Source organism: uncultured Sulfitobacter sp., from assembly GCF_964021855.1.
GTDB lineage: Bacteria > Pseudomonadota > Alphaproteobacteria > Rhodobacterales > Rhodobacteraceae > Sulfitobacter.
The window spans coordinates 383,399-406,404 of the sequence record NZ_CAXHZD010000003.1 but is presented as its reverse complement, the minus strand read 5'-3'; the positions used below and the strand labels follow the sequence as shown (position 1 = coordinate 406,404).

The window sequence follows — 23,006 nt, the reverse complement described above, 5'->3', positions numbered from 1 at the left end:
GTCAGCGCAGTGTTAAATATTTATGACTACAGCCCGAGTTTGTCGCGCAGGCTGTACCAGCTCATCGCGAGGGTCAGCAGGGGTGTGCGCATTGCGGCCCCGCCGGGAAAGGGATTGGTGGGGATGGTGCGCATCACGTCAAACCCGTCGCTGTCGCCCATTATGGCCCGCGCCATCAGTTGCCCCGCGTGTGTTGCAGTACCGACGCCGTGGCCGGAATAGCCTGATGCCGAAAGGATGTTGGACGAGACACGGGCCAGATAGGGCAGGCGTTTCATGGTGATGGCAAGGGTGCCGCCCCAAGCGTAGTCTATCGCCACGTCTTTGAGCTGGGGAAACACCACGGACATGGGCGCGCGGACCTTGGCGGCAATGTCGCGCGGGAATTTGTAGCCATAGCTTTCGCCGCCGCCAAACAAAAGCCGCCCATCGTGGCTAAGCCGAAAGTAGTTTACGACGAACCGGCTGTCGGCCACCGCCACATCGCGCGGCAGCACATCGCGGATACGGTCGCCCAAGGGTTCGGTGGCGATGATAAAGTTGTTTATGGGCATCACCCGGGCAGCCACCTTGCGGTTCAGCCCGCCCAAATAGCCGTTACAGGCCAGCACAGTATGCCCCGCTGTGACGCGCCCGCCATCGGTTTGCACTACTACCTTTGCGCCTTCTTGGATATGGTGCACGGCAGAGCCTTCGTAGATCCGAACCCCAGCTTTTTGCGCGGCCCGCGCCAGACCCAGTGCAAGGTTAAGCGGATGCAGATGCGCGGCCCCCATGTCCAGAATACCGCCCTTGTAATCGGGCGAGGGGCAGACCGATTGCAGGGCCTCGTGGTCCAATACCTCGATCTGGTCATAGCCATAGCGGCTTTGCAGATGGCCCGCATAGTCGTGCAAATGGCGCAGGTCGCTGGCAGTGGACGCTGTCCAGGCGACGCCCGGCTTCAGGTGGCAGTCAATATCATGCTCGGCAATCAGGCTTTTGACCAACGCCTTTGCATCTTCGCCCAAATCCCAAAGCTTGCGCGCGTGATCGGCCCCCAGCATCTTTTCCAACGCATCCTGTTCGACCCGCTGGCCGCCGCCCAATTGCCCGCCGTTTCGACCAGACGCCCCGAACCCGACGCGCTGCGCCTCGAGCAAAACCACATCGCGGCCGGCTTGGGCCAGATGCAGTGCAGCCGACAGGCCCGTATAGCCGCCCCCGACCACGCAGACATCGGTCTTTATAGCGCCTTGAAGGGTGGGAAACCGCTCCATCGGTGTTGCTGTTGCGGCATGCCAGCTGTCCGGATAAGCGCCTTTTTTGTCATTTGCATAAAGCAGGTTCATCGCAAAGGGGCTCCTGTCCCCGCTTCCAAATGGTTTTAAATCCTCGCCGAAGGCATCCGCGATCGGCGACGGGATCAAACGTTCATTAACAAATGCTCTCGTTCCCAAGGCGAAATAACCTGCAGGAACTCGTCATATTCGGCACGTTTCACGATGGCATAAACACGGGCGAAATCGGGGCCCAGAACTTCGTGCATTCCGATGGCCTCTTCGAACAAGTCCAACGCGGAGCCCAGAACCTGCGGGATGTCCCCGTCGCCTTCATAGGCGTCGCCTTTGAACTCGGGCTTTGGCTGTTTCTTTTCCATCAGGCCCAGATAGCCGCAGGCCAGTGATGCGGCGATGCCCAGATACGGGTTGCAGTCCATTCCGGCCAGACGGTTTTCAACCCGGCGCGACGAAGGTTTGGACAAGGGCACGCGAATGCCCGTGGTGCGGTTGTCGCGGCCCCATTCAAGGTTGATTGGTGCCGCGTGGTCTTTGACGTAGCGGCGATAGCTGTTCACATACGGGGCCAGTACGGCCAGCGCATCGGGCATGTGGTTTTGCATACCGGCGATAAAGTGGAAAAACGCCTCGGTTTCGCCGCCGTCCGCGTCGGAAAAGATGTTCTTGCCGGTTTCAATATCAAGCACCGAATGATGCATATGCATGGCGCTGCCGGGTTCGTCTTCGATCGGTTTGGCCATAAAGGTGGCATAGCAATCGTGGCGCAGGGCGGCTTCGCGGATCAGACGTTTGAAATAGAACACTTCATCCGCCAGCCGCACCGGATCACCGTGGATCAGGTTGATCTCAAGCTGGCCCGCACCGCCTTCTTGGGTGATGCCGTCAATCTCGAAACCCTGGGCCTCGGCAAAGTCATAGATGTCGTCGATCACCGGGCCAAATTCATCCACGGCGGTCATGGAATAGGCCTGACGCGCGGCGGCGGGGCGGCCCGACCGGCCCATCATCGGTTTGATGGCATGGGCAGGGTCCAGATTGCGCGCGACCAGAAAGAATTCCATTTCCGGGGCGACAACCGGTTCCCAACCTTGTTGGCGGTAGAGTTCAACCACGCGTTTGAGGACGTTGCGCGGGGAATATTGCACCGGTTCGCCATCGCGGTCATAGGCGTCGTGGATCACTTGAAGGGTCCAATCCGCAGTCCAAGGTGCGGCGGTCGCCGTCGACATATCGGGCCGCAAAATCATGTCTTTTTCGATGAACCCGTCGGCCCCCGCCGCTTCGCCCCATTCACCAGTGATGGTTTGGTAAAAGATGCTGTCGGGCAGGTGGAAGTATTCCTGACGCGAGAATTTCTTGGCTGGCACCGCTTTGCCACGGGCGATGCCGGGCAGATCGGGGATGATGCATTCGACTTCATCCAGTCGTTTGCCCGCCAGATAATCTCGGGCGGCTTCAGGCAGGTCGTCAATCCAGTCGGACATCAGGGTCTCTCTTTCTTGAGGAAATCGGCGATAAAATCTGCAATATCAGCGTTATTTGTAGGGGTATCCAGCCGCTTTGCGGCCGCTGCGAGTTGTTCATCGGGCACGACGCCCTTGCCGCGGGTGCGGATCAAACCATCGATGAAATCGGCGTTGAATTCCGGGTGGGGTTGGATCGTCCAGATTTGATCATCATAGAGCAGCGCAGCATTTGCGCAAAAATCTGATGATCCGACAACCTTGGCCCCTTTGGGCAGGGCTGTGACCTGATCCTGATGCCACGCATTCAGCGCCATCGGTTTTCCGTTAACGGTGTAATCCGTGGGGCCGACAGACCAGCCGCCGCCGAATTTTTCGACCTTACCGCCAAGCGCTTGGGCGATGATCTGGTGGCCAAAGCAGATGCCGACCATGGGGCGTCCGGTCTCGCGAATGGCCAAAATCAACTGCTCCAGCTGCGGGATCCAGTCGTGATCCTCATAGGCGCCGAACTTGGACCCTGTGATAAGCCACGCGTCGGCATCCGCGGCTGACGCGGGAAATTCACCATCCACAACCGACCAGATTTGAAAGTCGAAATCATGCCCGCCCAGCAGTTTGGTAAACATCTCGCCGTAGTCGCCCAACTGGTCTTTCATATTGTCGGGCGAGTGGCCGGTTTGAAGGATGCCGATTTTCATCATGTTGCCCTTATACGGTGTCGAGGTAGATCTCGACCTGTTCTTGTGGGGTAAGCTCTTGCATGTAATGCAGCTCTTGGCGCTTTGTCAGGACAAAGTTTCGGATCAGCTCGGGGGCGAAAATGCGCGCCACCTCGGGGGAGCTTTCGAACAGATCAATTGCGGTTTTCCAATCGCCGGGGATTTGCGGCAGATCGGCGGCATAGGCGTTGCCGGTGATCGGGGCAGGCGGTTCAATCGCGTCTTCGATGCCGTTCATGGCCGCGCCCAAAACCGCCGCCAGCATCAGATAGGGGTTCACATCGCCCCCGGACACACGGTGTTCAATCCGCCGCGCCTTGTGACTGCCCGACGGCACGCGGATCGAGGACGTCCGGTTTTCATAGGCCCAAGATATCCCCGTGGGCGCATGGGAACCCGGCACCATCCGATCAAAACTGTTGGCGTGGGGTGCGAAAACCAGCGCCGATGCAGCCATGGCGTTCATGCAGCCTGCAATGGCGTGACGCATGATCGCTGTCCCATCGGGGCCACCATCGTCAAAGATGTTATTGCCGTTTTTATCCAGAACCGAGAAATGGGTGTGCAGGCCGGAACCGGGATAATCCTCATAGGGTTTTGCCATGAAACTGGCGGCAAAGCCGTGGCGGCGGGCGAGGCCTTTGACCAGCATCTTGAAGAACCATGCATCATCGGCGGCGCGCAGGGCGTCGTCACAATGCATCAGGTTAATCTCGAACTGGCCCAATCCGGCCTCTGAAATGGCGGTATCTGCGGGAATGTCCATTTCCTCGCAGGCGTCATAGAGATCGGTAAAGAATTCATCGAACTGATCCAATGCCCGGATCGACAGGGTCTCGGCCGCCTTGCGCCGTTTGCCTGATCGTGGCGAGACGGGAACCTGCAGCTTGCGGCCCGAATCGTCGATCAGGAAGAACTCAAGCTCGACCGCGCAAACGGGGGTCAGGCCACGCTCCTTGTAACGGTCCAAGACGGCGCGCAGTGCATGGCGCGGATCGCCGGGGTAGGGCGTGCCATCTTCGCGAAACATCCAGATCGGCAACAAGGCCGAAGGGGAATCAAGCCATGGCATGGGCAGAAAGCCCCGTTCAGTGGGAAACAGCACCCCGTCGGCATCGCCGGATTCGAACACCAGCGGGCTGTCGTCGATGTCTTCGCCCCAGATATCAAGGTTCAGGACAGACACGGGAAAACGCGTACCATCCTCGACGATTTTATCCGCGAAACGCGTGGGGATGCGTTTGCCGCGGGCCTGACCGTTCAGGTCGGCGGCAGCCACACGGATCGTGCGAACCTGAGGATGTTTACGGAGCCAGTTTTTCATAACACACCTTGTAAGCGGCGGGCATGAAACGGGGTCTTCAAAAGGCGAAACCCGGGGTCGACGCCCACGCGCCAAATAATTTGATCAAAAGATGGATACTACCGTATCAGATTAGGACGCAAGCGAATTTTCCGTATCTGCTCTTGCGGCAGGTGCTTGTTCAGGCGGCGGTTTATCAGACCGAAGACCCCAATGATGACCAGTGTCAGCATCACAAAATACATCGCCAATATCGGATAGGGGACAAAGGGGTTAAAGGTTTTGTCGGCGAAATAGCTGGCATAATACAGCGCATCACCGCGTTGTTGCAGCGCCGGAAACCCTGTGAAGAACACCAAAGTTGTTGCGTGAAACAGGAAAATAGCCTCGTTTGTATAGGCGGGCCATGCCAGACGCAGCATGGTGGGCCAGATCACGCGCTTGAACCGATGCCAGCCGGACAGCCCGTAAGCATCCGCCGCTTCGGTGTCGCCTTTGGGGATGGATTGCAGCGCGCCATAGAAGATTTCGGCGGAATAGGCAGAGGTGTTAAAGAACAAAACCACCAATGCGCCCAGCCAAGCAGAGGTGAAAGCATCAAAAAACGGGTGCACAGATTTTAGACTAAGGAACAAAAAATACCCAAAGAAGAACTGGATAAACAGTGGTGATCCGCGAAACAGAAAGATGAACCATTCCGCCGGTTTGCGCAGCCATGGGTTCGGGTTCGCCTTAGCCACGGCAAGGGCGGTTGCCAGCAGAAAGCCGGACACCAGCGCGAAGAACCCGAAATAGACGTTCCAGATCATGCCCGATCCGATCAGGGTGAACTGATCACACAGGGTGAAATCACTGCGCGGCAACAGCCGTTCACCAATCCCAAGCGAGCGCAGCCTATAGGCCTGAATTGTCTCCAAACAGGTCATGTCAGCGCCTTTCGCTGGGCTTCGCCGCCCGCTGTGGCCTGCCCATGGGTCAGCCGCCGCATGGTGCGGTCCAGCACAATTTCGGACAGGCGCGTGAAGCAAAGGTAAAACACCAGCAGGGCCAGGAAATACCACATCCGCCAGTCGGGGTGGGGATAATCGGTAAAGCGCGGGGTTTTCGCCCCGCCCAGATCACGCGCCCAATAGACGATGTCTTCGACGCCCAGCAGGAACAGCAGCGGCGTGGCCTTGATCAGCACCATCCACAGGTTGCCGAGACCGGGCAGGGCATAGACCCACATCTGCGGCACCAACACGCGCCAAAAGGTCTGGCGGGGCGACATGCCATACGCCTCGGCTGTTTCAAGCTGGGCACGGGGGACGGCGCGCATGGCACCGTAAAGAACGTTGGCCGCAAAGGCCCCGAAAACGATGGCAAAGGTCAGAACGGCCAGCGAAAACCCATAGGCCTCATGGACCCATTGGGGCGAGTTGCCCAAGGGCATTTTGGCCGCCTGACAGACGATAAAATCACTGCCCTGCCGGATCGGTTCGTCCCAATCGGGGCATTTGATCTTGTGGCGCAGGTATTCGATGCCCTGATCCAGCGCGATCACAAAGAACAGAAAGAACGCAATATCGGGCACGCCGCGCACGATGGCGATATAGCCACGGCCCAACCATGACAGCGGCAAAACCCGCGACCGCGCGGCCATGGCCCCGCCAAAGCCAAAGACCATCGCCGCCGGGGCCGTTACGGCCAGCAACAACAGCACGGTGCCAAAGGCCCCGTAGAACGCCAGATGCTTGCCCGTGGTCAGGTAGCAGGTCAGCCAAGACAGGCCGGAAAGCGTTTCAGGATCGGTACAGGCAAAAATAACGAGATGTCCCCGGGTGGCAGCGCCCTTATTGGGCGTCTTGAAGTATGGAAAAAGGGGCGGGTGTGACGCCGCCCCCCTAAGATCAGATGTCTAGGATCAGAAGGTTTTCGAACCTTCGCCGAACCATTTGATGATCAGTTTGTTCAGGCTGCCATCGTCCTTCATGGACTGGATCGCGGCGTTGAATTTCGCTTTCAGCTCGGTGTCGCTTTCGCGCAGGCCAAGGCCAATACCGCCGCCGAGTGGCACGTCGTCGCCAACAAACATCAGCTCGCCGCCGGATTCTTCGACCGTGGGGGCCAGCGCGTCTTTGTCAGCGAAAACAGCGTCAGCTTCGCCGTTGTTCACGGCTGCAACTGTTTCGTCATAGGTCGCGAATTCCAGCAAGGTCGCACCGGATTCGGCAACGTGGCCCGCTTGGATTGTGCTAGTCTGGGCTGCAACAACACCGCCTGCGATGTCTGCACCTTCAGATTTCGCAACATAGGCCGAGGCCGCTGGCGGGAAGTAGTTCTGTGTGAAATCGATGACTTCTTCACGCTCGTCTGTGATGCTCATGCCAGCAATGATCGTGTCATAGTTGCCGGATGTCAGGTTCGGGATGATGCTGTCCCATTCGTTTGTGACCCACTCACAGGTCAGTTCTGCACGCGCGCACAGCTCGTCGCCGACTTCGCGTTCGAAACCGTCAACTTCGCCCGCATCATTCAGGAAGTTATAGGGAGGGTAGGCACCCTCGGTCCCCATGCGGATTGTTTTGCCGTGGCTGTCTGCCAGTGCGAAACCGGTGCTCAGCGCGACGGCGGCTGTCGCCAAAAGTAGTTTCTTCATTTTGTAGTCTCCCAACGTTTTTTTTGTTGATATTACGACACGTGGCCTGCTGACAGGAATCCACGCAGACGTTCCGATTTTGGCGCACCGAACAGTTGTTCCGGTGCCCCTTGTTCTTCGATCAGCCCTTGGTGCAGGAACACGACATGGTCGGACACATCAGCGGCCAGTTTCATGTCATGTGTCACGATCAGCATCGTGCGCCCCTCGGTGGCCAGATCTTTGATAACTTTGATAACTTCCTGCTCCAGCTCGGGGTCCAGCGCCGACGTGGGTTCGTCGAACAACAGGGCCTCGGGCTCCATACACAGGGCGCGGGCGATGGCGGCGCGCTGTTGTTGGCCGCCAGACAGTTGGGCAGGGTACACATCGCATTTGTCGCCGATACCGACCTTGTCCAGATAGGCGCGGGCCGATTTCTCGACCTCGGCGCGATCACGACGCAGGACGGTCAGCGGGGCCTCCATCACGTTTTGAAGGATCGTCATATGGGCCCACAGATTGAACTGCTGAAACACCATCGACAGGTTGGTGCGAATGCGCAGCACCTGTTTGGGGTCGGCGGGGCGGCGGTTGTGATCGTCGCCCTTCCACGTCACCGGCTCCCCGTTGAAAATCAGGTCTCCTTGCTGGCTGTCCTCAAGCAGATTGCAGCAGCGCAGCAATGTTGATTTGCCAGACCCAGAAGACCCGATCAGCGAAATCACATGCCCCTTGGGTGCCGTCATCGACACACCTTTCAACACCTCCAAAGCGCCATAGGCTTTGTGCAGGTTTCTGATCTCAATCACAGGGGGCTGTTGTGTCACGAGGCATCCTTGTTGCGCTGGCTCAAGCGATTAAAGGTTATTCTACGGGGCGTTTGCAATCTAGAACTTGGTTTTTGCCTAAATAAACGGCATTGACCCGGCGTAATCGCGGGTGACGCGGCTAAATTAACCGCGCTCTTCGATACGCTGACGGGCCATGGCGCTGTCGGTATCGGTCACACCCAACAGGTTGGTGACCAAGCGCAGCAGCGCGTTTTCCTCGTCAGAGCGCATGCCGTCCGCCAGCACGACTTCCCACAACGCCTCGATCACGCCAAGGCGTGCGTCATAAGGGACTGCATCCTTGATCGCGCGGGTGAAACGGACGGTATCGGGGGCTTCGGCTTCAAGCTGTTCTGCGTCTGCGCGCAGGGCCTTTACGCCATGAGAATCAAGGCCATAGCGTTTGGCTGTGATCTGGTCGATGCGGGATTGTTCAGCCGGGGCATATTCATTGTCCGACTTGGCGATGCGCACCAAAAGGGCGGTCAGCGCCAGACGCGCATCGGCATCGGGCATTTGGGCGGGTTCGGGCTGTGTCAGCCGTTTTAGAAAATCTGCAAACATGGGGGTCATATAGTGGCGCCACGCAGAAAGGCCAAGCTTACAATGCCTTGAGCGCGGTTTCGCGGGCCGCTGCCATGTCCTGATCCGTCAGGCCAAGGGCTGTTTCGATGGCAAGCAGTTGAATTTCTTCGTTTTCGTCCCGTCCACCGTCCGCCAGCGCAACCGACCACATCGCGTCACCCAGTGCCTTGCGGTCTGCATAGGGGATTTCTTCGCGCAGGATGGTGGCAAATTCGGGGGTGCCGGGGGCGTGGCGTTCCAACGCTTCGCAGGTCGCGCGCAGTTTGGCAGCCTCAAGCGGTTTAAGGTTGAACGTCCGCGCAAGGATCCGGTCGATCTGGCTTACTTCGGCAACTTCGTAATTTTGATCGGCAAAGGCCACGCGCACCAAAAGCGCCCCCAGTGCCAATTGCGGCGTAGGCTGGGGCAGGGGTTTGGGGTCAGGTTTGCGACGTGGAAACAGGCGTTCAAACATGGGCACTCACTAGGTGGTTTCGTAGAGCTAAATTAACACTGATTCTGGCGATCTGTTCCCAAAGAAACAGCAATGCCGCATGACTGATGTATAAAGGACGCAGCGCTAACCGTCGTACCCTTCGATGATCACCAGCGTGCCATCCGACACGGTCGACCGAATGACTTTGGCGGCTTGATAATCGGCGCTTTCATAGCAGGCCACGGCATCGGCAAGGCTGGGGAATTCGATTACAACGATGCGGGGCCGCGAGGTGCCTTCGCGCACATCAGCGGTGGCACCACGCACCAGAAATTTGGCCCCGAAATCGGCGAATGGTTTCGCATTGGCGGCGCGGTATTTTTCGTAAACGGCGGCGTCACGCACATCGACATTGGCGATCCAGTATCCTTTGGGCATCGTATTTCCTTATCTTGGCAGCGTTTTGAATTTTCCGGTCAGCCTAGCGGCTTCTTCCTTTAGCCCATAGGGCGGATTTATCACGAACATACCCGATCCGATCATGCCATGACCCGGACGGGCGGGGGCAAACCCGACCTCGTGACGCAGGGCATCAGGATGCGCACCCATCAGCGCGCTGAGCATGGGTTGGTGCAGTTTCGATGTCAGGATCGGGTACCAAAGGGCGATCACACCGACGTTCCACGCCTTGGCCAGCTTGCCAATGTGGCGAGGGATATCCACGTAGTCGGTTTTGATCTCGAAGCTGGGGTCAATCAGCATCAGCCCGCGCCGCGGGGTGGGTGGCGTCAGGGCAAAGGCCATTTCGAACCCGTCGCGGTGGTGGCATTTCACGTTATAGGGCGACATCGCCAGATCTAGCGCGCTGAATTCACCGGGGTGCAGATCAGCCAGATGGATATTATCGGTCTCGCGCAGCAGCTTGGCCGCGATCAAAGGCGACCCGGGATACGAATCGGGCCCGTGTTCTTGGGCGACCGCATCCAGCACGCGGCTATAGCGATGATCCTTGCCGAACCATCCGCGCGCGCGGCCAATACCCTGCGCCGCCTCGCCGGTCTTGAGGGCGGCAGTATCCGACAAATCGTACAGCGCGCGACCGGCATGGGTTTCCATGTAGGTCAGCGGCTTTTCCTTGCGGGTCATATAACCCAAGGTCCACGCCAGCAGGCTGTGTTTGTGCACATCGGCCAGATTGCCCGCGTGATAGATATGTTGATAGCTCAGCATGAGGGGCCGCCTTTTATAGGGTTAGACGAGCCGCGATATCTCTTTCGCTGCGCGGACAAAATCCTTGAACAGGGGGTGCGGGTCAAAGGGCTTGGACTTCAGCTCGGGGTGGAACTGCACGCCGATGAACCACGGGTGATCGGGCCATTCCACGATCTCGGGCAGCTTGCCATCCGGCGACATGCCCGAAAATACCAGACCGGCTTCCTCAAGCTTTTTGCGGTACGCGGTGTCGACCTCATAGCGGTGGCGGTGGCGTTCATCAATCGACGTCTTGCCGTAAATCTCGGCCACATGTGACCCTTCTTTCAGCGTCGCATCATAGGCCCCCAAACGCATGGTGCCGCCTTTGTCATCGCCGACTTTGCGTTCGACCTTGTGATTGCCCTGCACCCATTCCTTGAGGTGGTAAACAACCGGCTCGAAACGCTTTTTGCCAGTGGATTCGTGATCAAATTCTTCTGAGCCCGCATTGGGCAGACCCGCAACATTCCGCGCGGCCTCGATCACGGCCATTTGCATGCCCAGACATATGCCCAGATAGGGGACTTTATGCTCGCGCGCGTATTGCGCAGCTTTGATTTTGCCCTCGGTCCCGCGTTCACCAAAGCCACCCGGCACCAGAATCGCGTGATATCCTTCGAGGTACGGCGCAACGTCGTCCGCCTTGTCGAAGACCTCGGCATCGACCCATTCAACCTTGACCTTGACGCGGTTGGCCATGCCACCATGGGTCAACGCTTCGGCGATGGATTTATAGGCGTCTTCAAGCTGGGTGTATTTGCCCACGATGGCCACGCTGACCTCGCCTTCGGGGTTGTGCACGCGGTCGGATACATCGCGCCAAACGGTCAGATCAGGTTTCGGCGCGGGCGAAATTTGGAACGCGTCCAGCACGGCCTGATCCAACCCTTGGGCGTGATAGGCAAGCGGCGCGTCATAAATGGTTTTCAGGTCATAGGCTGCAACAACCGCATCTTTGCGCACGTTACAAAACAGGGCGATCTTTTCGCGCTCTTTTTCGGGGATTGGATGCTCGGACCGGCATACCAGAATATCCGGCGCGATCCCGATGCTTTGCAGCTCTTTGACCGAGTGTTGGGTGGGCTTGGTCTTCAACTCTCCGCTGGCGGCCAGATAGGGCAGCAGGGTGAGATGCATAAAGATACACTGGCCGCGTGGCTTGTCATGGCTGAACTGGCGGATCGCTTCAAAGAAGGGCAGGCCTTCGATGTCGCCCACGGTGCCGCCGATCTCGCACAGCATAAAATCGACTTCGTCATCGCCGACATGCAAGAAATCTTTGATTTCGTTGGTGACGTGGGGAATGACCTGAATGGTTTTACCCAAATAATCGCCGCGGCGCTCTTTCTCCAAAACGGTGGAATAGACGCGGCCCGAGCTGATCGAATCTGTCTTGCGCGCAGCAACACCCGTGAAACGCTCGTAATGGCCCAGATCAAGGTCGGTTTCCGCGCCATCATCCGTTACGAACACTTCGCCATGTTCAAAGGGCGACATCGTGCCGGGATCGACGTTCAGGTAAGGATCAAGCTTGCGCAGACGTACCGAAAAGCCGCGTGCTTGCAGCAATGCGCCCAAGGCGGCTGATGCCAACCCTTTGCCAAGGCTGGAAACCACACCGCCCGTGATGAAAATATAGCGTGCCATGTGATCGAAGACCCCCGTGAAGTTCAAATTTGATGTGGCCAAAGCCAGCCAAATGAGCTGCGGAAAACCGCAGCACCACGGGACTAAAGCCTAACAGAATTATGGTGGATAAGGCAAGGCCAAGCCGCAACATCCTGTTACGAATCTTGGCCTGACCTCAAGTTATTGTGGTAACTGGATTAATCCGCTGTCGGAACTTGCGGCGTGTTATCCGCCGGTGTCGGTGGCAGCAAGCTGTCGCTATCTGGCAGCACCGGTGCGTCATTCAGCGCCGGTGGTGTGGCCCCAAGGCGGTCAATCACGGACGATCCTGCAGATTTCTCTGCGGCGATAATGGTCAGCGTGATCGATGTGATGATGAACAGAATGGCCAGAACCCAGGTGATCTTGCCCATGGCCGTTGCGGCGGACCTGCCAGAGACCGCACCGCCGCCTCCGCCGCCCATACCTAGGCCGCCGCCTTCGGACCGTTGTAGCAACACAACGGCAATCAGGCCGAGGGCCAGAATGAGATGGACGATCAGGACAACGTTTTCCATGAGTACCTACGGGCTTTGGTTCTAACTTTGCAGGTATCTAGGGATGTTTGCCCATGGGGGCAAGCAAGGATTGGCCCGCGCGGCACGGATCGGGGTCTGGATGCCTTCGGCGCGCTTGGTCCTGCGGCCAAGACGCCCCGCCCGCCATCCCGTTTATTCCTCGACGTCATCCATATCCGCTTGGCCCGATACCGCGCGGCGCACGATGCTCCAACTCAGGCCGACGCCCAGAACAAAACTAAGGGCAAGCAGGCCAAGCCAGACGTTGAAATCTTTATTGTCCAAGCTGAGCACACCGTAATCGAACAGCACCCACAGGCCTGCGCCGACAACGGCGAGCACTAGAAACATGCCGAATCCGCCGATCGAGCGCAGCGTCGCGCGGAGATAAATGACGTAGCCGATAAACAAGATCAGCCCCAGCAGGGCAGCGACGGACATGTTCATATGCCCATAGTCCCGCACCCAAGTGATGTAATTATAGTCGGTCGGGTTAAAGGTGACCGTGAGCAGGGCCAAGGCGCATAGCCATCTTATGATAAAACCCATTCAGTTTATTCCCCTGCTTCTCTGGCTCATAAATATCCTCGCCGAAGGCATAAAAGTCTATGGGCGGTCCAAAAGATTTCGCTGTTGGCGAGGATATTTTCGAGCCAGAGAAGCGAAGATGTCATTTTGCAGTTTCGGTTCGCTGCGTGCGCGGCTATACCGACGCGGGTTTGCACCGTTAAAGGAATATCACCATGGCCAATGTTGTTGTCGTAGGCGCTCAGTGGGGCGATGAGGGAAAAGGCAAAATTGTCGACTGGCTGAGCGAGCGCGCAGATGTGATCGCGCGGTTTCAGGGCGGGCATAATGCCGGGCACACGTTGGTTATTGACGGCAAGGTGTTCAAGCTAAGCCTGCTGCCATCTGGCATTGTGCGGGGCGGAAAGCTGTCGGTCATTGGCAACGGGGTCGTTCTGGACCCATGGCATTTGGTCAAAGAGATCGCGATTTTGCGCGAGCAGGGCGTTGAGATCACGCCTGAGACGTTGATGATCGCCGAGAATACACCGCTGATCCTGCCCATTCACGGAGAGCTGGACCGCGCCAGAGAAGACCAGACCAGTGTTGCCAAGATCGGCACGACGGGTCGCGGGATCGGGCCGGCATATGAAGACAAAGTGGGTCGCCGGTCGGTTCGGGTTGCCGATCTGGCCGATGATGCCACGCTAGAGCTGCGTGTGGATCGCGCGTTGGTGCATCATGATGCGTTGCGCCGTGGCCTTGGGCTTGAGCCGATTGACCGTGATGCTTTGCTTGCGGCCCTGCGCGAGATTGCGCCAGCCGTATTGGAATATGCCGCACCGGTTTGGAAAGTGCTGAACGAGAAGCGCAAAGCCGGGAAACGCATTTTGTTTGAGGGCGCGCAGGGCGCGTTGCTGGACATCGACTTTGGCACCTATCCTTTTGTGACCTCTTCCAATGTGATTGCAGGTCAGGCCGCAACGGGCACCGGGATCGGGCCTGGGTCGATTGATTTCGTTTTGGGGATCGTCAAAGCCTATACCACCCGTGTGGGCGAAGGCCCGTTTCCGGCCGAGTTGAATGACGCGGATGGCCAGCGTTTGGGCGAACGGGGCCACGAATTTGGCACCGTCACCGGACGCAAACGTCGCTGTGGCTGGTTCGATGCGGTTCTGGTGCGCCAGACATGTGCGACATCCGGTGTAAACGGCATCGCCTTTACCAAGCTGGACGTGTTGGACGGGTTTGAGACGCTCAAGATTTGTACGGGCTATGAGCTGGACGGTCAGATGCTGGAATATTTGCCAACGGCGGCAGACCAGCAAGCGCGGTGCACGCCGGTTTACGAGGAAATGCCAGGCTGGTCCGAATCGACAGAAGGCGCGCGCAGCTGGGCGGAATTGCCTGCCAATGCGATCAAATATGTGCGCCGAGTTGAAGAGCTGATCGGTTGTCCGGTTGCATTGCTGTCCACATCGCCCGAACGTGAAGACACGATTTTGGTGACGGACCCCTTCGCCGACTAAGTTTGACTTTGGCCGCTGTGGCACCCGTTGATCGGGGGCGCGGCGCAACGGGAGAGTGGCAATGGCATTGAGTTACAAGGCACGGCGGCGCTGGTCGCTGGTGATTTTATTGGTTGGATTGCCCGCCTATATCATTGCTGCGGTCGCCATCATCGGCCAGTTTGACCGGCCCCCGTTCTGGATCGAACTTGCGATCTATGTGGGCCTTGGCATCATCTGGGCGATACCGTTCAAATATGTGTTCAAGGGGATTGGCCAAGCTGACCCCGATAAAGAAGACAGTCAGAAATAACAAAACGGCCCCTGATGCGGGGCCGTTTTTTTTAACTCAGCATGTGCCGGAATGTTTAGCCGGCGGCGCGTTCTTCGGGTTGATAACCGATGTCGTCGGATGCTTTGAAGCGGCCCCCATCCAGTTTGATCAATTTACCGGCGCGCAGCAGTTGGCCAAAGGCGCGCAGGCCTTCCTCGCGGCTGAAGTCTTCTTTTTCAGCTTGGCGCACGGTTTGCATCAACTGCGGTCTTGAGAATTGATCGATCCCTTCGACAAAGGACAGATAGGCAGCTGAGGCTTCCAAAAGTTCGGACAAGGTGCTGGCACCCATGTCGGCGGCGAATTTGACAAAACCACCATCAACCGGCGCGGCAGCGGCAGGTGTCGGGGCTACGGCGGCCACGCGGCGGGGGCGCACGGGGGCTACTGTGTCCGGTTTGGCATAGTTGATATCGATCCGCTGCTCTGCCACCAGTTTCAACGGGGCCGGGCGTGGTTCGGACGGGCGGTCAGTGCGGGTGGCTGCGGCGGCAGGGCGACGCGGTTTAACCACCTCGGCCAGATCGCTGCGGTAGGCTGTGCCGTCGTCATCGGCGCTGTCGTTTGCACCCATGGCCATGTCGGCCTTTTTGGCAGCAACAGCTGCACGCAGATGGGCGATGGCGTCGCGGCGCACAGTGCCTTCAGGGTCGTCCATCTGGTTGTCGGTCTCGGCCAACAGGCGGCTCATATCAGCGCCTTGCGCGTCATCCAAAGATGGCAGTTTGCGGCGTGGTTCGGCATTCACGTTCGTTTCTGCCGTAACAACCTTTTCTGCTGGTTCCTCTGTCGCGTGGTCTTCGGCGACGTCGGTCATTGTGTCGTCTGATGTATCCGCACCAGACACGTCATCTGCGAAATCGGCTTCAACTTCGGCCAGTTCGCGGGCCAGCTCGTCCTCTTCTTCTGCGGACAAGGAAGATTGGATGGGGGTATCCACCAAGGTTTCAGGCAGGCGGTCTTGCATGTCGTCGGGCTGCGCAACATCCGCATCATCGTCTTCACTGTATTCTTCCAGATTGCCGCGCGCGATGGCGTCGGTCAGATCTGCGCGCTTTACCTTGACCACACGGCCACGGGGCGCGGCGGAGGGTTCCGGGGATGTCGATGCATCGCCATCAAACAGGTTTTCAGAATTGGTGTCTTCATTAGCTTCAACAGCCGTGAAAGCTTCTGCAGTGTTTGCTTCGGCCAGATCATCGGTCCCTGTTTCTGCATAAAGACGGTTCAACTGGGCGCTGGCAGCATCGTCATCTGCATCAGCGGCTTCAACCGCGTCATCGGCGGCAAGCGCGCTTTCGATGTCTTTTACCGCATCTGCAACAAAGCCGTTGTTCTCGGCCATCGGGGCATGGTTTTCGTCGGCGTGTTCGTCTTCGGTATAGTCTGCATCGGGGGCATCAACATCCTGACGCGATACGACAGAACGGATGCGCTGCAATTTGGCGGCGATGCTGCTGTTTTGCGATGCCTCCGAAGATGGGCGCGCGGGCTCGTCGGCGGTTTTCTCATCAAAGAAGGCCTTAACCTCTTCATCGGGCTGACCGGGAACGATATCGACGTCGGTCAGGTCAACTTTGGCTGCAGCCTCGTCTTTGGGGGCAGCTTGTGTTTGCGCCTCGGGCTCATCTGCGTCGTCATATACAGGCAGATCTGCCGCAGGGGTTTGCGCGACAGGGGCGGCCTGTTCAACAGGTGCGGGGGCATCCTCGCGGGCTTTCAGAACAATCTGACCGTCCTGCTGATAGCCAACAACTTTCCGCGAAATCTCTTTCTGGGCGATGTGGGCGAGCATGTTCGCATCTGGCTGCGGAGGCTCTGCGCCAAAATAACGATCCTCTGCTGCCAGGTCGCGGAAATACTCCGCAATAACCTTCATGGTGCCGAATGAATCGTCAAAGCCCTCCAACGTACACGAGAACGTGCCGTATGAGACCGTCAGAATTTTGTTGTTATTCATCATCTGATGCTCGTCCTCTGCCGTTTTGCAGCTTACTGTTTACCATGACGTTCAAGACAAAAGCGGCCCGAATCTGTGCCGTGCAGGGTATCATTTGGTGTCATCATTGTGACGAGGTTTCCCAAAAGGGGGTAAAAAGACATTGAAGCGCCATATTGTATCCAGTTCTAAGGCAGTTACCCTTATAGGTGGCGGCGACGCGAAGGTGTCGCAGCTTAAAGAGGTGCTAGGCATCGCGCCAGTATGCGTTGCAGCCGATAGCGGAGCAGAACTGGCCCGGCGTGCGAATATACCGCTTAGGGCCGTCATCGGTGATATGGATTCCATTTCAGCAGACACTCTTTCGCAGATCCCCCAAGACCGGCAAATTATAATAAGTGAACAGGAAACCACTGATTTTGACAAGGCCCTACGCCATATCAACGCGCCGCTGATCGTTGGCCTTGGTTTTCTGGGGGGGCGGATTGATCACCAACTGCACGCGTTGCACGTTTTGGCGCTCTATGCCCATCGTCCGTGCATTCTGGTGGCGCAGACCGAAATCGTATTCATCGCGCCGCCCGCGATCACAGTGCCGACCGAACCGGGCGATGTCGTTTCGATCTTTCCCCTTGGCCCCGTGACCGGGCACAGTCAGGGGCTTGAGTGGCCGATCGAAGGGCTTGCGTTCGATACCTTGTCCAAGGTCGGTACATCGAACCGCGCCACCGGGCCGCTTACGCTGGAGATGTCAGCGCCGAATGCAGTGCTGATGTTGCCACACAGGCTTATTCAGCCGGTTGCGCAAGCGCTTGTGTCTGAAGCCGCCGTTGGATGGCCCCCTCGCGCATGATAATATAAAGGCCTGCGGCCATGGTGATTACGATGCCCACACTCGCAATCGGGTTGGGCAGGTCGTTAAAGATCACAAAGCCGATCAGCGTGGCAAAAGGTATTTCCAGATATTGCATCGGGGCCACCGTCGCCGAAGGCGCGTAGCGCAAGGACCATGTCATCAGCAGATGCGCCATGCTGCCCAACACGCCGAGCGCTAGTAAAAGCGACCACTGCGCAACATTGGGTGTGATCAGTGCAAGCGCATCTATGTTCAGCTTGGGCCCGAGCCAGAGCAGCGGCAGCATCAAGACCACGGCCATAGCACCGCTGACGGTTTGCAATCCAATCGGATCGGTCTGTTTGGCGATCTTGCGGGTGACCAACATAAACACGGAAAAATTGGCCGCCACGAAGACAGGCAATAGGGCGGGCCAGCCGACGTTGGCAAAGCTGGGCTGTACCACCAACAAGGTTCCGACGAACCCCACAATGCAGGCCATTAACCGTCTGCTGCCAACTTCTTCCCCCAAGACATATTTTCCCAAGATCAGCATGAAAAAGGGCATCACGAACGCAATCGCGACAGCATCGGCAAGCGGCAGATAGATGAGAGCGGTGAACATGGCGGCAATGCCAAGGATATGCAGCACGGTCCGCAGGAAGGTCAGCCAAAGCGTCATGCCTGACATGCGCCATTTACGTTTGGTCAGATATACAATGGGCAATAGCAGGATCACCTGAACGGCAAATCGCACGAATACGACCTGCGCAAGTGGCACAGAGGTCCCCAGCAGCTTTGCCACGGCATCGCCGATAGGCGCGACAATGCAAAAGCCAAGCATCAGCATAATCCCGATCAGGGGTTTGTCGCTATCGTTCATGGTGTTTTTCCGCGCAATCAATCAACCTAAAGATGTATACTCACCACTTTCATGCGAAGTACAAGGTATTACTTCACATTCGGGCTGTCATGTCGGAAATCCGGTGGAAGGCTACGCCGCCGGGCGGCCCAGAAGAACCCGATTTCGCCCCTTGTTTTTGGCGGCATACAGCGCCTTATCTGCCCATTCAATTGCCGAAGAAGAGATGTCGAAATCTGCCAGGTCGGTATGGGAGATCATACATAACCCGATGCTGATCGTCACTGTAAAGGGTTCCGGGACGCGGGGAATGACGAAGGGGGTATGTTCGAACGTCTGGCATAATCTATTGGCCACAGCGGTTGCGGCGGATTCCCGGGTGGCAGGCAGCAATAGCAGGAATTCTTCGCCGCCCATCCGTGCGACCATATCGCAGGGCCGCAGATGTGACCGCAGGCGGTGCGCGGTTTCAACCAGCACCGCATCACCTGTGGCATGACCATACTTATCGTTAATGCGCTTGAAATGATCCATGTCCGCCATCATCACGGCAAACGGCAGATCATCCGCTTTTGCCTCGCTGGTTTGGCGTGTCATCTCGGCCAAGCCGTAGCGCCGGTTATATAGGCCGGTCAGCGGGTCGAATATCGCCTCGCGCAGGCCCAGATCAACGCTTGCGCGAATGCGGTCGATCTGGGTTTTACGCTCTAACAATGCTGTCAGGCGCAGGTGCAGTTCTTTCAGGTTAAACCCTTGCGGCATTAGATCATCCGCCCCCATATCGAGCGCAGTTGCGGCAACGTCCGGGTTGGCTGTGGTTTGCACCACGATAATGCCGCAGTGGCGGGTGCGGGCGTTCGACCGGATCGAGGAAATCAGATGCATCTGGCCGGTGACCGCCGCGGGGTCCGGTGTGAGGACAAGGACAAAGACATCGGGTATCCCTTTGCCGGACAACCCTTTCAACGCATCTTCGGGGGCTGCAACGGAAATCTTATGTGGCGTATCGCGGCGCAGCTGGCCCGCCCAGATATGGTTTAACCCCTTGTCCGATCCGACCAACTGAATATGTCCTGCGGCCTGAAAACGGGCAGGGGGATCGGCCAGACCAAAGACGCGGCTGGTTTCGGCGCGCACATGCCATTCTTCACTGGAATGATACAGCCGGATCAGGCTTCTTACCCGGCTGAGCAACAGGGAATCCGCAAGGGGTTTGACCAATACATCCCGCGCGCCCCGCGACAGGAACAATTGGCGCAGTGCAGCGCTTTCATCTTCCCCGATTGCAAGCACGGGAATGCGGCGGCCATTTTGACCGTGGGCCAGCCCATCCAGCATCGCGGTCGCATCCGCATCACATAGCTGAAACGCCGTAATAACAAGGTCAGGAGGGTCTTGATTGGCCTGAACCAATGCATCCGCAACCGAGGTTGCCTGCCGCACATCATAGAACGCGGGCCCCAGTTTGGTTTTCAGCATAATTCTATTCGTGGCAATCGGATCAACGATGAGGATCTTACCCAGCATTTGCCTTCCTTTCCCACGAAAAATATACGAAAACCATAAGGATATGGGCCTACTTGTTGACCGAATTGGTTAAAAAAGCGTTGCCAGAAAATTAAGCAGTGGGGAAATTTGAATGGGTAAGCAGGAAGCTGCCGAGGCTCTGGGCTTGCAAGCCTTGGCATGGTTGGTCGGCAACGAAGACCTTTTACCGGTGTTTATGAATGCCAGCGGTGTCGGGGCTGACGATCTGCGCGCGCAGGCAGCTGATCCGGGGTTTCTGGGCGCTGTTCTGGATTTTCTCATGATGGATGATGCATGGGTGATTGCGTTTTGCGATACCATAGGGGCACCCTATGAACGCGTCATGCAGGCCCGGCAGGCGTTGCCGGGTGGCGAACAGGTGAATTGGACATGACAGTGATCAAAGGCATTCTTTTCGACAAGGACGGTACGCTGTTCGATTTCGCCACTACCTGGGAAGCATGGGCCTATGCGTTCCTGACCCGATTAACCAATCAAGACACGGCTCGTGCGACCACAATCGGCGCGGCAATCGGGTTTGACTATGGTGCTAAAAACTTTGCCGCTGACAGCGTGGTGATTGCGGGCACGCCCAAAGACGTCGTTATGGTGCTGGATCAATATTTTCCCGAATATTCACAACAGGCACTGATCGACCTGATCAACGAAGAGGCCGGAAGCGCGCCCCAGATCGAGGTGACCCCGCTGGTGCCGTTCCTGACCGGTCTTCGGGCGCAGGGGCTGCATCTGGGTGTGGCGACCAATGATGCCGAAGAGCCGGCCTTGGCCCATCTGGACAGCGCAGGTGCGACACATTTGTTTGATTTCGTGGCTGGTTTCGACAGTGGCTTTGGTGGAAAGCCGGAGCCGGGTCAGTTGATTGGTTTTGCGGAACATGTGGCGCTTGACCCTGCGGCGATTGCCATGATCGGTGACAGCACCCATGATCTTTTGGCGGCCAAAGCGGCTGGCATGTTGCGTGTCGGGGTGCTGACCGGGATGGCGACGGCCGATGATTTGGCCCCCTTTGCCGATGTGGTTTTGCCAGACATCAGCCATTTGCCAGATTGGATCGCCGGCTGGAATGCGCAGCGCAGCTAGGCGCTTCAGGCGCGAAAGCGACATTTGCCGTCGGTAATGGGAACGATCCCGTTGCAGGGATGATGCCTTCTGAAATAGGTTTTCAGGAGGTTCCCATGGCACAGACCGATCCCAAACGCAGAACACGCGGCGGTGGCCGTGCGGGGGCCAAGACACGGCGCGGCACATCCGTGATCGAACAGATGCCGTGGAACCCACCCATCAACATTGACCGCCCCACCGAACCGCTGACACCCGAAGGTGTAGAGGCGATCCATGACGGTGCCATGCGCATTCTCGAAGAGATCGGGATCGAATTCCTGAACCACGAGGCGCTTGATATCCTGCGCAAAGCGGGATGCACGGTGAATGGCGAAAACGTCCGCATGGGGCGTGATTTCGTGATGGAGTGGATCGGCAAAGCGCCGTCGCAATTCACCCTCACACCGCGCAACCCGGACCGTCAAATTACCATCGGTGGCAAGCATCTGGTGTTCGGTAACGTGTCATCGCCGCCAAACTATTGGGACATGTCAATCGGCACCAAGGTCCCCGGTACCCGCGCCATGTGTCGCGATCTGCTGAAACTGACGCAATATTTTAACTGCATCCATTTCGCGGGCGGCTATCCGGTGGAACCGGTCGATATCCACGCCTCCGTTCGTCATCTGGATGTGCTTTACGACAAGTTAACGCTGACCGATAAGGTTATGCATGCCTATAGTCTGGGCAAGGAACGCGTCGAAGACGTGATGGAGATGGTGCGCATTGCGGGCGGGTTGACCCACGAGGAATTCGACGCCACCCCGCGCATGTACACCAACATCAACTCGACCTCACCGCTGAAACACGACATTCCGATGCTGGACGGCTGGATGCGGCTGGCACGGCGCGGGCAGGGGTTGGTCGTGACGCCCTTTACGCTGGCCGGTGCGATGGCACCTGTGACGATGGCGGGTGCTGTGGCCCAATCGCTGGCCGAGGCGCTCTGCGCCGTGGTTCTGGCGCAGATCATCAACCCCGGCTGCCCTTGCGCGATTGGCACCTTCACATCGAATGTGGATATGAAAACCGGCGCGCCCGCCTTTGGCACTCCTGAATATATGCGCGCCACCCAGATGACGGGGCAGCTGTGCCGCTTCTATAATCTGCCGATGCGGTCGTCGGGCGTCTGTGCGGCCAATGTGCCTGACGGACAAGCCATGTGGGAAACCTCCAACAGTTTATGGGCAGCTGTGCAATCAGGCACTAATATGGTCTATCACGCGGCTGGCTGGCTTGAGGGCGGGCTGATCGCATCGCCAGAGAAATTCATCATGGATTGCGAGGTTCTTCAGCAAATACAACGCTATATGGATCCGGTGATCTGCGCGACGGGCCCGGATGAAATTGCCCTCGATGCGATTAAATCTGTCGGCAATCAGGGCCATTTCTTTGGCATCCAACACACCCAAGACCGCTATACCGACGCGTTCTATCAACCGTTCCTAAGTGATTGGAAAAACTACGAAGGGTGGGAGGCCGCAGGCGCAGTTTGGACGCCCGAGCGCGCGCATATCATGTTCAAAGAGATCATCGCCAATTTCGAAGCGCCGCCAATGGACAGCGCCATTCACGAGGAACTGGCCGATTTTGTCGCCCGCCGCAAAGCCGAAGGCGGGGCACCGACGGATTTCTGATCTCTTTAACTCGCGCGGTTTCGTCGAAATTTAACGCTAATTCCAATATATTTGGTGGGGCGGCCGGTATTCGCAGT

24 protein-coding genes are annotated in these 23,006 nt (G+C 57.6%); 6 read left to right on the top strand and 18 right to left on the bottom strand.

Annotated features, from left to right (window positions below; translation table 11 throughout):
• Nucleotides 1–26: 26 nt before the first annotated feature.
• The 15 genes from AADJ11_RS12565 to AADJ11_RS12495 all read right to left on the bottom strand — a co-directional run bounded on the left by AADJ11_RS12565 (nucleotide 27) and on the right by AADJ11_RS12495 (nucleotide 13,207).
• Nucleotides 27–1,331 (bottom strand): FAD-binding oxidoreductase, encoded by a 1,305-nt coding sequence (locus AADJ11_RS12565; RefSeq protein ID WP_341234855.1) that lies wholly within the window; start codon nucleotides 1,329–1,331, stop codon nucleotides 27–29.
• Between the two features lie 74 nt (nucleotides 1,332–1,405).
• Complete coding sequence (locus AADJ11_RS12560) at nucleotides 1,406–2,764, bottom strand: glutamine synthetase family protein (protein WP_341234854.1); 1,359 nt, start codon at nucleotides 2,762–2,764, stop codon at nucleotides 1,406–1,408.
• Nucleotides 2,764–3,444 (bottom strand): type 1 glutamine amidotransferase, encoded by a 681-nt coding sequence (locus tag AADJ11_RS12555; protein ID WP_341234853.1) that lies wholly within the window; start codon nucleotides 3,442–3,444, stop codon nucleotides 2,764–2,766. The genes AADJ11_RS12560 and AADJ11_RS12555 overlap by 1 nt, the downstream gene beginning before the upstream one ends.
• Before the next feature lie 10 nt (nucleotides 3,445–3,454).
• Nucleotides 3,455–4,789: a glutamine synthetase family protein gene (locus AADJ11_RS12550; protein WP_341234852.1), complete on the bottom strand. Its 1,335-nt coding sequence runs from the start codon at nucleotides 4,787–4,789 to the stop codon at nucleotides 3,455–3,457.
• A 98-nt stretch (nucleotides 4,790–4,887) separates the two neighbouring features.
• Complete coding sequence (locus tag AADJ11_RS12545) at nucleotides 4,888–5,694, bottom strand: ABC transporter permease subunit (RefSeq protein WP_341234851.1); 807 nt, start codon at nucleotides 5,692–5,694, stop codon at nucleotides 4,888–4,890.
• Nucleotides 5,691–6,497 carry an ABC transporter permease subunit gene (locus tag AADJ11_RS12540; RefSeq protein ID WP_341235020.1) on the bottom strand — a complete coding sequence of 269 codons (807 nt, stop codon included), beginning with the start codon at nucleotides 6,495–6,497 and terminating at the stop codon, nucleotides 5,691–5,693. Before AADJ11_RS12540 ends, AADJ11_RS12545 begins: the two co-directional genes overlap by 4 nt.
• A gap of 174 nt (nucleotides 6,498–6,671) precedes the next feature.
• Nucleotides 6,672–7,406 carry a transporter substrate-binding domain-containing protein gene (locus AADJ11_RS12535; RefSeq protein ID WP_341234850.1) on the bottom strand — a complete coding sequence of 245 codons (735 nt, stop codon included), beginning with the start codon at nucleotides 7,404–7,406 and terminating at the stop codon, nucleotides 6,672–6,674.
• 32 nt (nucleotides 7,407–7,438) lie between these two features.
• Nucleotides 7,439–8,215: an ATP-binding cassette domain-containing protein gene (locus tag AADJ11_RS12530; RefSeq protein WP_341234849.1), complete on the bottom strand. Its 777-nt coding sequence runs from the start codon at nucleotides 8,213–8,215 to the stop codon at nucleotides 7,439–7,441.
• A gap of 126 nt (nucleotides 8,216–8,341) precedes the next feature.
• On the bottom strand, nucleotides 8,342–8,782 hold the full coding sequence (locus tag AADJ11_RS12525) for a TerB family tellurite resistance protein (RefSeq protein WP_341235019.1): 441 nt from the start codon (nucleotides 8,780–8,782) through the stop codon (nucleotides 8,342–8,344).
• A gap of 37 nt (nucleotides 8,783–8,819) precedes the next feature.
• Complete coding sequence (locus tag AADJ11_RS12520; RefSeq protein ID WP_341234848.1) at nucleotides 8,820–9,257, bottom strand: TerB family tellurite resistance protein; 438 nt, start codon at nucleotides 9,255–9,257, stop codon at nucleotides 8,820–8,822.
• A gap of 105 nt (nucleotides 9,258–9,362) precedes the next feature.
• A complete protein-coding gene (locus tag AADJ11_RS12515) occupies nucleotides 9,363–9,656 on the bottom strand; it encodes a DUF1330 domain-containing protein (protein ID WP_341234847.1) in 294 nt (97 codons plus the stop codon).
• A 9-nt stretch (nucleotides 9,657–9,665) separates the two neighbouring features.
• A complete protein-coding gene (gene rlmJ / locus AADJ11_RS12510; protein WP_341234846.1) occupies nucleotides 9,666–10,448 on the bottom strand; it encodes a 23S rRNA (adenine(2030)-N(6))-methyltransferase RlmJ in 783 nt (260 codons plus the stop codon).
• A gap of 21 nt (nucleotides 10,449–10,469) precedes the next feature.
• A complete protein-coding gene (locus AADJ11_RS12505) occupies nucleotides 10,470–12,119 on the bottom strand; it encodes a CTP synthase (protein ID WP_341234845.1) in 1,650 nt (549 codons plus the stop codon).
• Nucleotides 12,120–12,298: 179 nt separating this feature from the next.
• Nucleotides 12,299–12,658 carry a preprotein translocase subunit SecG gene (secG, locus tag AADJ11_RS12500; protein ID WP_341234844.1) on the bottom strand — a complete coding sequence of 120 codons (360 nt, stop codon included), beginning with the start codon at nucleotides 12,656–12,658 and terminating at the stop codon, nucleotides 12,299–12,301.
• Nucleotides 12,659–12,811: 153 nt separating this feature from the next.
• Nucleotides 12,812–13,207, bottom strand: a complete 396-nt coding sequence (locus AADJ11_RS12495; protein ID WP_341234843.1) for a DUF6524 family protein — start codon at nucleotides 13,205–13,207, stop codon at nucleotides 12,812–12,814.
• 194 nt (nucleotides 13,208–13,401) lie between these two features.
• On the opposite strand from AADJ11_RS12495, the gene AADJ11_RS12490 reads away from it, so the two are divergent.
• A complete protein-coding gene (locus tag AADJ11_RS12490) occupies nucleotides 13,402–14,694 on the top strand; it encodes an adenylosuccinate synthase (RefSeq protein ID WP_341234842.1) in 1,293 nt (430 codons plus the stop codon).
• A gap of 61 nt (nucleotides 14,695–14,755) precedes the next feature.
• Nucleotides 14,756–14,986: a DUF2842 domain-containing protein gene (locus AADJ11_RS12485; RefSeq protein ID WP_341234841.1), complete on the top strand. Its 231-nt coding sequence runs from the start codon at nucleotides 14,756–14,758 to the stop codon at nucleotides 14,984–14,986.
• Nucleotides 14,987–15,041: 55 nt separating this feature from the next.
• Here the strand turns inward: AADJ11_RS12485 and AADJ11_RS12480 are convergent, their stop codons facing one another.
• Entirely contained in the window at nucleotides 15,042–16,970 is a 1,929-nt protein-coding gene (locus AADJ11_RS12480; RefSeq protein WP_341234840.1) for a hypothetical protein, read from the bottom strand.
• 139 nt (nucleotides 16,971–17,109) lie between these two features.
• Between AADJ11_RS12480 and AADJ11_RS12475 the strand changes: the two genes are divergently transcribed.
• Nucleotides 17,110–17,799 (top strand): thiamine diphosphokinase, encoded by a 690-nt coding sequence (locus tag AADJ11_RS12475; protein WP_341234839.1) that lies wholly within the window; start codon nucleotides 17,110–17,112, stop codon nucleotides 17,797–17,799.
• Here AADJ11_RS12475 and AADJ11_RS12470 read toward each other — a convergent pair.
• Both AADJ11_RS12470 and AADJ11_RS12465 read right to left on the bottom strand, forming a co-directional pair.
• Complete coding sequence (locus tag AADJ11_RS12470) at nucleotides 17,735–18,664, bottom strand: DMT family transporter (RefSeq protein WP_341234838.1); 930 nt, start codon at nucleotides 18,662–18,664, stop codon at nucleotides 17,735–17,737. The genes AADJ11_RS12475 and AADJ11_RS12470 overlap by 65 nt on opposite strands.
• Nucleotides 18,665–18,775: 111 nt before the next feature.
• A complete protein-coding gene (locus tag AADJ11_RS12465; RefSeq protein ID WP_341234837.1) occupies nucleotides 18,776–20,170 on the bottom strand; it encodes a diguanylate cyclase in 1,395 nt (464 codons plus the stop codon).
• Nucleotides 20,171–20,282: 112 nt separating this feature from the next.
• Between AADJ11_RS12465 and AADJ11_RS12460 the strand changes: the two genes are divergently transcribed.
• From AADJ11_RS12460 to AADJ11_RS12450, 3 genes are all read left to right on the top strand, one after another.
• On the top strand, nucleotides 20,283–20,564 hold the full coding sequence (locus AADJ11_RS12460) for a DUF3572 domain-containing protein (protein ID WP_341234836.1): 282 nt from the start codon (nucleotides 20,283–20,285) through the stop codon (nucleotides 20,562–20,564).
• Nucleotides 20,561–21,271 carry an HAD family hydrolase gene (locus AADJ11_RS12455; RefSeq protein WP_341234835.1) on the top strand — a complete coding sequence of 237 codons (711 nt, stop codon included), beginning with the start codon at nucleotides 20,561–20,563 and terminating at the stop codon, nucleotides 21,269–21,271. The genes AADJ11_RS12460 and AADJ11_RS12455 overlap by 4 nt, the downstream gene beginning before the upstream one ends.
• 95 nt (nucleotides 21,272–21,366) lie before the next feature.
• Nucleotides 21,367–22,929, top strand: coding sequence for a trimethylamine methyltransferase family protein (locus tag AADJ11_RS12450; protein WP_341234834.1), 1,563 nt, complete (start codon nucleotides 21,367–21,369; stop codon nucleotides 22,927–22,929).
• The last annotated feature ends 77 nt before the right edge of the window (nucleotides 22,930–23,006 follow it).